Source organism: Streptomyces sp. NPDC054872, from assembly GCF_053610705.1.
Genome location: NZ_JBSGYY010000078.1, coordinates 1 through 7,580 on the forward strand (window position 1 = coordinate 1; position 7,580 = coordinate 7,580).

1 protein-coding gene is annotated in these 7,580 nt (G+C 72.2%); it reads left to right on the forward strand.

The features are described from left to right. The coding region (locus ACWGIH_RS43145; protein ID WP_453452725.1) for an amino acid adenylation domain-containing protein at nt 1–7,580 on the forward strand (7,580 nt) is incomplete at both ends.

Below are 7,580 nucleotides of genomic sequence, written 5' to 3' on the forward strand. Positions count from 1 at the left end.
CTCGGCGGCCATTCCCTGCTCGCCACCCGCCTCATCAGCCGCATCCGCACCCGCCTCGGCGTGGAGCTGCCCCTGCGAGCCCTCTTCGAGGGGCCCACGGTGGTGCAGTTGGCCGAGCGGGTCGAGGTCGAGGGCGCCCCCACTCGGGTCGCGGTGTCTCCCGCGGATCGATCCGCCGAGGTGCCGCTGTCATTCGCGCAGCGCCGGCTGTGGTTTCTCAACCGTTTCGAGGGCTCGGCAGCCTCCACGTACAACCTGCCCATCACCCTGCGCCTGACCGGCACCCTGGACCGGGACGCGCTCGCCGCCGCGCTGCACGATGTCGTCGCCCGCCACGAAAGTCTGCGCACGGTCTTCCCCGAGGGCCCCGACGGCACCCCGTACCAGCACATCCTTGACGCCGATCAAGCCACCGTGCGGCTGGACGTGGCCGTCGTGACCGCCGCCGAGCTGCCCGTGCGCGTGGCCGAGGCCGCAGGCTGCAGTTTCGATCTGAGCGGCGAACTGCCGCTACGTGCCCGGCTGTTCATGCTCGAAGATGTCACGACCGGCGACGCCGAGCTCAGCGGCACCCAGCCCGATGGCGCCGTGCACGTACTGTCCGTGGTGCTGCACCACATCGCCGGTGACGGCTGGTCCATGGCACCCCTGGCGCGCGATCTCGAGGCCGCCTACGAGGCGCGGACCGCCGGCCGGGTCCCGTCATGGGGGCCGCTGCCGGTGCAGTATGCCGACTATGCGCTCTGGCAGCGCGACTTGCTCGGCGACGAGCGTGACCCCGAAAGCCTGCTCGGCCGTCAGCTCGCCTACTGGACAGAACAACTCAACGATCTCCCAGACCAGTTGACGCTGCCCACGGACCGTCAGCGCCCTGCCGTCGCCTCCTTTAGCGGCGACAGCGTGGCGTTCACACTGGACGCCGATCTGCACGGGAGCCTCGCCGGGCTGGCCCGCGAGTCCGGCGCGAGTGTCTTCATGGTGGTGCGGGCGGCGTTCGCTGCGCTGCTCTGCCGGCTCGGGGCCGGGACGGACATCCCGATCGGCGCACCGATGGCCGGGCGCACGGACGAGGCGCTCGACGACCTCGTCGGGTTCTTCGTGAACACGCTCGTGCTGCGTACGGACCTGTCCGGCGCCCCGACCTTCCGTGAGCTGCTCGACCGGGTCCGTGAGACGGACCTGGCCGCGCACGCGCACCAGGACGTGCCCTTTGAGCACCTCGTCGAGGTGCTCAACCCGGTCCGCTCTATGGCGGCTCACCCGCTCTTCCAGGTGATGCTGGCCTTCCAGAACGTCGAGGAGCCGCGCTTGCGGCTCCCCGGTCTGACCGTCGCCCCCGAACCTGCTGCCGCCCCGGCCGCCCGCTTCGACCTGTGTGTCTACCTCGACGAGTCGCGCACGGACACCGGCGCCGAGGCGGGGCTCGCGGGCGTCCTGGAGTTCGCCACTGACCTGTACGACCGCGCTACGGCCGAGGAACTGGTGGCCCGCTTCGAGCGGGTCCTGCGCGGTGTGGTCCGTGACCCGGACCAGCCCGTCGCTGCCCTCGACGTCCTAACGCCCGAGGAGCGGCGGCGGATCGTCGAGGAGTGGAACAGCACCGACACCCCGGTCCGACAGGAGCCGCTGCCCGCGCTGTTCGAGGCGCAGGTGGCGCGCACCCCGGACGCGACGGCCGTGGTCCACGGGGGCGTCGAACTGACATACGCGGAACTCAACGCCCGCGCCAACCGCCTGGCACGCCTGCTCGTCGAGCGGGGCGCCGGCCCGGAGCGGCTCGTCGCCCTCGCCGTGCCCCGGTCCGTCGACCAGGTCGTCGCCGTGTACGCCACCGTGAAGGCCGGCGCGGCCTACCTCCCCGTCGACCCCGAATACCCCGCCGACCGGATCGCGTACATGCTCGATGACGCGCGCCCCGTCTGCGTCCTCACCTCGGCCGACATCGTGGACCTGCTGCCGGGTGGCCTGCCCGCCCTCGTTCTCGACGACCCCGGCCTGCGTGCGGAGCTCGCCAAGCGGCCCGCCACCGACCTCGACGACGCCGACCGGGCCGCGCCGCTGGGGCTCTCACACCCCGCGTACGTGATCTACACCTCCGGCTCCACGGGCCGCCCCAAGGGCGTGCTGATCCCGCACGACGCCATTGTGAACCGCCTCGCGTGGATGCAGGCCAAGCATCCGCAGGGAGCCGGCGACCGCATCCTGCAGAAGACGCCGACCGGCTTCGACGTCTCCGTCTGGGAGTTCTTCTGGGCCCTCCAGGTGGGCGCGACCCTCGTGGTCGCCGATCCCGGCGGGCACCGTGACCCCGCTTACCTCGTCGAGGTTATCCGCGCCCACCGGATTACCACGCTGCAGTTCGTGCCGTCGATGCTCGCCGTGTTCCTCGCGGAGCCGACCGCCTCCACGTGCACGACGCTGCACACGGTGATCCTCGGCGGCGAGGCAACCTCCCTCGAACTCGCGGAGAAGTTCCGCGAAACTCTGGACTCGGGCCTGTTCAATCTGTACGGCCCAACCGAGGCGTCCATCGACGTCACCCGCTGGGTGGTCCGCCACGAGCCCGGCGCGCCCAGCGTGCCGATCGGCACGCCCGTGTGGAACACCCGCGCCTACGTCCTGGACGAGCTGCTGCGGCCGGTCCCGGCAGGCGTGCCCGGCGAACTCTACGTATCCGGTGTGCAGTTGGCGCGTGGCTATGTGGGCAGGCCCGGTCTGACCGCGGACCGGTTCGTCGCGAATCCGTACGACCCCGCGGGGCGGCGCATGTACCGCACCGGCGACCTCGTGCGTTGGCGCGCCGACGGCAACATCGAGTTCCTCGGGCGCACCGACTTCCAGGTGAAGATCCGCGGCTTCCGTGTGGAACTCGGTGAGGTCGAGTCGGCTGTCGCTGCCCATGCGGCCGTCGCACAGGCCGTCGTCACCGTCCACACCGGCGAAGGCCGCGACCCCCGCCTCGTCGCCTACGTTGTCCCGGCCGCCGGCACCAGCGTCGAACCGGCTGACCTGCGGCAGTTCGTGGGCGCACGGCTGCCGGAGTACATGGTGCCCGCCGTCGTCGTCGTCCTGGCCGCGCTGCCCGTGACCGTCAACGGCAAACTCGACCGCAAGGCCCTGCCGGTTCCCGACTTCTCCGCCGCTCCGCGGGGCCGGGCGCCACGCACCGCGCACGAGGACGTGTTGTGCGGACTGTTCGCCGAGGTCCTCGACCTGGACCGCGTCGGAGCCGAGGACAGCTTCTTCGACCTGGGCGGACACTCGCTGCTCGCGACCCGGCTGGTGAGCCGGGTCCGCGCGGTGCTGGGAGTGGAGCTGCCGCTACGCGCCCTGTTCGAGGCGCCGAGCGTGGCCCGTCTTGCCCGCCGCCTCGCTGATGCCGACGGCGCCCGCGCCGTGCTGACCCGCAGGACCCGCACGGCGGACCTGCCGTTGTCCTTCGCCCAGCGTCGCCTGTGGTTCCTCAACCGTCTCGAAGGCGCCGAGGCCGCCACGTACAACATGCCCATCGCGCTGCGCCTGACCGGTGCCCTGGACCACGACGCCCTCGCGGCGGCCCTCAGCGACGTCGTCGCCCGCCACGAGAGCCTGCGCACCGTCTTTCCCGAGGGCCCCGACGGCACCCCACGGCAGCAGATCGTCGACCCGGCCGACGCCCGCGTCGAGCTTCCGCTGACCCGCGTCACGGAGGCGATGCTCGCCGAGGCCCTGTCCCGTGAGACCGCCCGGGGCTTCGACGTCACCTGTGAACTCCCGCTGCGCGCACAGATGTTCATGCTCAGCGACACCACGCACGTCCTGTTCGTGGTGCTCCACCACATCGCGGGCGACGGCTGGTCGATGGCGCCACTGGCCCGCGACGTCGCGGAGGCCTACGAGGCGCGGGCCCACGGCCGCGCCCCGGAGTGGGAACCGCTGCCGGTGCAGTACGCGGACTACTCGATCTGGCAGCGTGAGCTGCTCGGCGACGGCTCTGACCCTACGAGCTTGCTCGGCCGGCAGGTCGCGTACTGGACGCGGCACCTGTCCGGGCTCCCCGAGCAGCTGGAGCTCCCGGCGGACCGGCCCCGCCCCGCCGCGGCCACCCACCGCGGCGCCCATGTGCCCGTCCACTTCGACGCACGGCTCCACCAGGACCTCACCGCTCTCGCGCGCGAGACCGGCGCGAGCGTCTTCATGGTGGTCCAAGCGGCGTTCGCAGCGCTCCTGTCGCGCCTCGGCGCCGGCACGGACATCCCGATCGGCTCGCCCGTGGCGGGCCGCACGGACGAGGCACTCGACGACCTCGTCGGCTTCTTCGTGAACACGCTCGTGCTGCGCACGGACGTGTCCGGCGCCCCCACGTTCCGCGAGTTGGTCGAGCGCGTGCGGGAGTCCGACCTCAGGGCCTATGCCAACCAGGACGTTCCGTTCGAGCATCTCGTGGACGTCCTGAACCCCGTCCGTTCCCTGTCGCGGCACCCGCTGTTCCAGGTGATGCTGGCGTTCCAGAACACCAGCCCGCCTCGCCTCGGACTTCCCGGTCTCGTCCTAGCCGGCGAGAGCGCGGAGCTGGAAGCGGTCAAGTTCGACCTGTCCGTCAGCCTCAACGAGACCTTCGACGACCACCGCCTCCCCGACGGCATCACCGGCGAACTCGCCTACTCCGTCGATCTGTTCGACCGCGACACCGTCAGCGGCATTGCCCGCCGGTTCGAGCGTTTGCTGCGCGCGTTCGTCACGGATCCTGAGAGCCCGGTGTCGTCGGCGGAGCTGCTGTCGCCGCGCGAACTGCGGCTCGTCCTCGACGAGTGGAGCGCGGAGGCGAACGACGCGTCCTCGGCGAGGGCGGGCGGCGATTCCTCGACGGGCGCCGACGACGTGTTCCCGGCGCGGGCCCGCGGCGGGCTCCCTGGCGACACCACGGCGCTAGACCTGTTCGCCGAGCAGGTGGCGCGGGTGCCGGACGCCGTGGCGGTCGAGTGCGGGGACGACGCCCTGACGTACGCGGAGCTCGACGCGCGGGCCGAACGGCTGGCACGCGTCCTTGTGGCGCGAAACGCCGGGCCGGAGCGCCCGGTGGCGGTGGCGCTGCCCCGATCGGCTGATTTCGTGGTCGCGATGGTGGCCGTGTGGAAGGCGGGAGCGGTCTTCCTGCCCGTCGACGAGGAGTATCCGGCGGGGCGCATCGCCCTGATGTGCCAGGACATGCGGCCGGTGTGCGCGGTAACGGAGGCCGGGACGACGGCGGCGCTGCCGAACGGTCTGGCGCGCGTCCTCGTGGACGAGCAGCCGGCCGACGCGGCCGGCGTGCGCGACACGGGGGGTGTCGGCCCGCGCCCGCGGAACGCCGCGTACGTCGTCTACACCTCCGGATCGACGGGCTGTCCGAAGGGCGTGGTCGTCGAACACCGCTCACTGGCGGCCTATTTGGGCTGGGCGCGGGCGGCCCACCCGGAGGCGTCGGGTGTGGTGGCGTGGCAGTCACCGGTCACGTTCGACATGACAGTGGCGTCCGTCCTGCTGCCCCTGGTGTCGGGCGGCCGCGCCCGCGTGACCGACCTGCTGCGGACACCGGAAGCCCTGCCGCGGACACCGCAGGCCCCGGCGCCGGCGCGCCGACACCAGGCGCCGACCTTCATGAAGGCGACACCGAGCCACGTACCGCTGCTGCTGACCCTGCCCGACGAGCTCTCGCCGACAGCCGAACTCGTGCTGGGCGGCGAGGCCTTGACCGGCTCGGACGTGACAGAGTGGCGCCGCCGCCACCCCGAGGCCCAGGTCGTCAACGCCTACGGTCCGACCGAGACGACCGTGAACGTCACCGAACACCGCGTGGCCCCCGGCGAGGCAATGCCGCTGGCTGCTGTGCCGATCGGCCGCCCGCGGGGCGGCACTCGCACCTTCGTCCTGGACGGCGGCCTGCGCCCGGTACCGGCTGGCGTGATCGGCGAACTTTACGTGGCTGGCGCCCAGTTGGCTCGCGGATACGCCGAGCGCTCCGCCGTTACGGCGGAGCGGTTCGTGGCCTGCCCGTTCACGGACGACGGCGCGCGCATGTACCGCACCGGCGACCTCGTGAAGTGGCGGGCGGACGGCACGCTCGTCCACGTGGGCCGCGCGGACGCGCAGATCCAGCTGCGCGGCTTCCGTATCGAGCCCGGCGAGATCGAAGCCGCCGTCACCCAGCATTCGGACATCGACCGCGCCACGGTCCTCCTGCGCGAGGACCAGCCGGGGGACAAGCGCCTCGTCGCCTACGCCGTCCCCACCCCCGGCACGGCACCGGCCCCGGACGCCCTCCTGAAGTCCCTCACCGGCCGCCTCCCCGACCACATGGTCCCGGCCGCGGTGGTGATCCTCACCGACCTCCCGCTGACCGCCCACGGCAAGCTCGACGTGCGGGCCCTGCCCGCCCCCGAGCTCAAGGGCTCCCGAGAAGGAGCGGGCCGCGCGCCCCGGGACGGCCGCGAGGAAGTCCTCTGCTCGGTCTTCGCCGAGGTACTCGGCGTGAAGAAGGTCGGCATTGACGACGGCTTCTTCGACCTGGGAGGCCACTCGCTCCTCGCGACCCGCCTGGTCAGCCGGGTCCGTACGGTGCTCGGGATGGAGCTGCCGCTGCGCGCCCTGTTCGAGGCGCCGAGCGTGGCCCGGCTCGCGGAGTGGCTGTCGGAGGCCGGCGACGCGCGGGCACCGCTGGTCCCCATGGACCGCCCCGCCGCGGTCCCCCTGTCCTTCGCCCAGCGCAGGATGTGGTTCCTTAACCGCTTCGAGGGCGCCGAGGCCGCCACGTACAACATGCCCATCGCCCTGCGCCTCACCGGCCGCCTGGACCGCGGGGCGCTGGCCGCGGCGCTGCGGGACGTGGTCGTACGGCACGAGTCGCTGCGCACGGTCTTCCCCGAGGGCGCGGAGGGGGTCCCGTTCCAGAAGGTCCTCGCGCTCCACGAGATCGCCGACGTCGAGGAAGCCTGGCTGTCTCTCGAGGCGACCCCGGCGACGGAGCAGGTGCTTCCGGACTTGGTGACGGAGCAGGTCGAGCGCGGCTTCGACCTGACGTCCGATGTCCCGCTGCGCGGCGCCCTCTTCGCCCTGGCCCAGGACGTGCACGTCCTGGTGGTCGTGCTGCACCACATCGCGGGCGACGGCTGGTCGATGGTCCCGCTCGCGCAGGACGTCGCGGAGGCGTACGAGGCACGGGCCGAGGGCCGCGTGCCCGCGTGGGGACCGCTGCCGGTCCACTACGCGGACTACGCGCTGTGGCAGCGCGAGCTGCTCGGCGATGAGTCGGCCCCGGACAGCCTGCTGTTCCGCCAGCTCACGTACTGGAAGCGACAACTCAGCGATCTCCCGGACCAGTTGGAGCTGCCCACGGACCGCCCCCGTCCAGCGGTGGCGACCTTCCGGGGCGAGGAAGTGACCTTCGAGGTTCCCCCGGAGGTCCACTCGGGCCTGGCCCGCCTCGCGCGGGAGTCCGGTGCGAGTGTGTTCATGGTGGTGCGGGCGGCGTTCGCGGCGTTGTTGTCGCGGATGGGTGCGGGTACCGATATCCCGATCGGTACGCCGATCGCGGGGCGTACGGACGAGGCGCTGGACGATCT